Annotated in this window: 1 protein-coding gene; it reads right to left on the bottom strand. The window is 51.1% G+C overall.

What is annotated here, in order from left to right; translation table 11 throughout:
• The coding region (locus AC1RPR_RS07940; RefSeq protein ID WP_391857185.1) for a hypothetical protein at positions 1–215 on the bottom strand (215 nt) is incomplete at its 3' end.
• Between the last annotated feature and the right edge of the window lie 517 nt (positions 216–732).

The raw sequence follows: 732 nt of genomic DNA, 5'->3' as shown, positions 1-732 counted from the left end.
ACTGTATTGTGGACCGCTGTCACCTGCTTATAGGTGCGTGCCAAAGTCCGGCCTATCCAATCTGGCGTTATCAGGAGCACCGCGTCACCTGTCGTGAGCGCATCGATCACGCGCTCGTGCGCCGGGCCTTCCGCGTCAAGTAGCTGTGTGGCTTGCCTGTCCTCGATGACGAGTGTCGGGTACGGTATGTCCTCGTCGTGTATAACTACTATCATTCTTCCCTCCTATACATAGTCCTTCATCTTAAATTACAGAGAGCGCTATTGTCAATGAGGGTGAACTTTTTGGAGAAGGCATAAAACTTCACCGTAGGGGTTGAACTTTTTGTGGGCCTCATAAAACTTCACCCTAGGGAGGGTGAGATTTTTAGGCAATCCCTAAAACTTCACCGTTGAAGGGTGAACTTTTTCTGGGTGGCTGAAAAGTTCACCCCAGAAAGGGGGTGAGATTTTTTGCGTGGTCAAAACTTCACCCAATGTTGGGTGCGATTTTTGAAGAGACCAAAACTTCACCGATAGTAGGGGGTGAAGTTTTTAGAGTGGGGCGGGGAAGTTTTTGTGGCGTCGGCAGGATAGGGTGAAGTTTTTGGCCGTGCTTAACCGCCCTACCCTACCCTGCCGGAGATTTTCACTGCCCAAATTTTGTGCAACTAGATGTCAAGTGGGAATGGACGTGCAGAATCCTCCCGATCCCCTATTCGGGGCGTGGGAAGGCGGTGCCGCGCTTAGAAGG

The organism is Dellaglioa sp. CoH-57-MRSF-22, assembly GCF_056781895.1.
The sequence above is the reverse complement of the archived record's forward strand: the minus strand, read 5'-3'. Positions and strand labels throughout refer to the sequence as shown.